This window comes from Rickettsia sp. TH2014 (genome assembly GCF_019249195.1).
GTDB lineage: Bacteria > Pseudomonadota > Alphaproteobacteria > Rickettsiales > Rickettsiaceae > Rickettsia > Rickettsia felis.
The window spans coordinates 1-2,637 of the sequence record NZ_MXAX01000001.1 but is presented as its reverse complement, the minus strand read 5'-3'; the positions used below and the strand labels follow the sequence as shown (position 1 = coordinate 2,637).

Here is a 2,637-nt window from a genome sequence, read left to right as displayed (position 1 = left end):
AGATTAAATCTCAACTATTACATATAATTCATTAAAATATAAACATTCTTTTTGCCATTCTTCCTTAGTATCTATATATGAGTTACAATATTTAGGCATTAAATACTTTAAGCTATGAGCTTCAGACTTACTTTTTAGTAAATTTAAATATTGAAACATTGTTTTACATTTGTAACCTTCCTGTTCTTTAGGAAATTCAGGTTTCCAAAATTTTTCCATAAAACTTTGACGACTAGCACTTCTTCCCAGTACTGCTGTAAATATTCCCCAGTTTGTATTTCTATCCGTATCGTTTACTAACCAATCAAAAAATTTTAACTCTTCATGATAAATTTTATCTATCTTTGCATAAAGAGGTAACTCTTTAGAAATGTTTTCAACTGCGTTATTGTTAGAAGAAGCTATAACAATCTCATGATTTTGAAGAGAAGGGACAAGAGTTTTTATTTTATATTCAAATCCTGAAACTTTAAAGCAATGTTGATCGTCACTAAATCCTTCATCGAGAGTTTTTAATGTAGCAAGGTTTAATGCTCTTTTGACGTAAATATTTGCTATTATGTCGAATAGTAAAGTAGTTTTACCGGTTCCGGGTGGACCGTTAACTGCAAAAATATGCTCTGTATTTTCTATTTTTTGTAGTATCGTATTAATAGCAGCGGTTTGTAAAGTAGCTAGGCAATTTTTTGGTGATGAAGGCCATCTAGCAAACTGCATTTTAGAAGATGCAAGTAACTCTTTTAATAATAACGAATCACTCAAAACATCTTTTATATGAGGTTTATCATTAGCTCCGAGATATTTAGTAATTGGAGAATTTTCAGTAAATTTATCAATATTATTGCGTACTAAATCAAGAGGTTTTAGAAAAAACTATTAAACATTTCTAAAGCCGGGGCAGGAGCCCAATCTAATTCCTTTTTAGTATCTTCTTTTAAATTATTATCTGTTGTTGTTTGATTAGTATAAGCATTTTTAGTTTTTTCATTTTTCCTAAGTTTTCTATAAGTTATTTGTCTAACGCATATTTCAGGATTACTGAGTAAAAATTTCTCATCGATCTTTAATTCACTAATTATAAAATTAGCAATATAATTAACTCTTTCTAAATTAAATTTCTTTTGTTGACCGGATTTATCGCAAGAATCTTTTGATGCATTTACTATTAATGCAGCACTATTATCTTCAAACTTAATCAAATCTTCAAAATCATTTTCTGAAAACCCTACTCGTACAACTTTACCTAGAACATAAGCACCGGTAGATATAACCATTGAGTTATCTATAAGATTCATATCTTCATCAAGCGTTAGTGCAACGACCGGAGTTAATACAGGGTTTTTGCGGTTCTTAGAGCCATACAAAATTTTAGGTTTTACATCAAATAATTCATTGATTTTTCTTCAATAGCAATTTCAGCTTCAGTCCAATTTAAATAACTAAGATATAGATGCCAATGAACACATATGTCATAATCCGGTAATTCTGCTTTTAATTTTCCCTTATTAAATTTTTCAAAAGGTGCATCTTGTAACAGAAAAAGAGAGTCTTTTTTATTAATTTCTTTATAAAACTCTTTTTGCTGAGTAGCTTGTTTTTGTGCATAAGCGAAGTAACTATTTAAAGTTGCATTTTTAGGAGGAGTAGAAAGTTCAATAATCTTCCATACATCTACAATAGATTTGATTTGTTCATCGGATTGATTGTACATAAAAAGAAGTTTACACTTAAAATAGGAATATCCTAAGTATGAAACTAGCAGAAGTAAACAACTTTTTAATGTTACTATTTACAGCATATAAAGATAAGGGTGTATAATTAACACAATTATCACCAAATTATTAATGATTTTTAATAAAACTTTATTATCTTTTACAAATTCATTTAATATATTTCCTTAACCCAAACAGGTATATAATAAATGCAAAATAATAAGGAAATTATTAAATATATAGTGTCTAGCATTTGGTCTTCTTGGAATCCTATAAACTGGTCACCAAGTATGCAAATAGCTACCTTAAGTTATATATTGTCTTGTTTAATTGATGGGAATGACGCATATCCAATTGAAGATGCACAAGTAATAAATAATGATCAGAAATGGCTTAAAATCAATCAAACTTATACCTTTTATAATACACAATTTCCATCTTCTCGTTATGTGGAGCTTGCAAAAGAGATACCTATATGCCTAAAAATATTAAAAATATTTCATAAATTTGATGATGAGAATTACGTACCCAATGAAGCATTAGCCTCTCATAAACTCATAAATAACTTTTCTAATTTATTGAAGCATTTTAAACTAACTCCTCTTATAGATCCTACTGATTTTAATCCTAACTATTTTATGGTATGGAGTTGGGCAAAAAATTTAGGGAATATTCCTAAATATTTTGGTCAAAAGCTAAAGCGTGTTTGTAATAATATAGAAGAAGCAGAAATTATTGGGAGAGTTACGAACCGGAAACATTCTCTAACTCTTCTGCATTCCATGAGTTTATAAGTACCATAACGCACTGTAATGATGCATTATTAGGTTGTAGTGATATTAAATCAGATATATATTATAATAAACTGTAGTTACCTCCAATAGCAAATTACGAAAAATTGTAATAGTTGAGATTTAATCTTACA

Annotated in this window: 4 protein-coding genes; 1 reads left to right on the top strand and 3 read right to left on the bottom strand. The window is 28.5% G+C overall.

Features of this window, described 5'->3' with window-relative positions:
• Window positions 1-3 precede the first annotated feature (3 nt).
• The 3 genes from KYQ89_RS00020 to KYQ89_RS00010 form a co-directional block, all read right to left on the bottom strand.
• Window positions 4-762 carry an AAA domain-containing protein gene (locus tag KYQ89_RS00020; RefSeq protein ID WP_305888027.1) on the bottom strand — a complete coding sequence of 253 codons (759 nt, stop codon included), beginning with the start codon at window positions 760-762 and terminating at the stop codon, window positions 4-6.
• A gap of 101 nt (window positions 763-863) precedes the next feature.
• Window positions 864-1,364: a hypothetical protein gene (locus tag KYQ89_RS00015; RefSeq protein ID WP_218459764.1), complete on the bottom strand. Its 501-nt coding sequence runs from the start codon at window positions 1,362-1,364 to the stop codon at window positions 864-866.
• Between the two features lie 11 nt (window positions 1,365-1,375).
• Window positions 1,376-1,711: a hypothetical protein gene (locus KYQ89_RS00010; protein ID WP_218459762.1), complete on the bottom strand. Its 336-nt coding sequence runs from the start codon at window positions 1,709-1,711 to the stop codon at window positions 1,376-1,378.
• Between the two features lie 210 nt (window positions 1,712-1,921).
• Here KYQ89_RS00010 and KYQ89_RS07460 point away from each other — a divergent pair, with 210 nt between their 5' ends.
• A complete protein-coding gene (locus KYQ89_RS07460) occupies window positions 1,922-2,506 on the top strand; it encodes a hypothetical protein (RefSeq protein ID WP_256621147.1) in 585 nt (194 codons plus the stop codon).
• Window positions 2,507-2,637 lie beyond the last annotated feature (131 nt).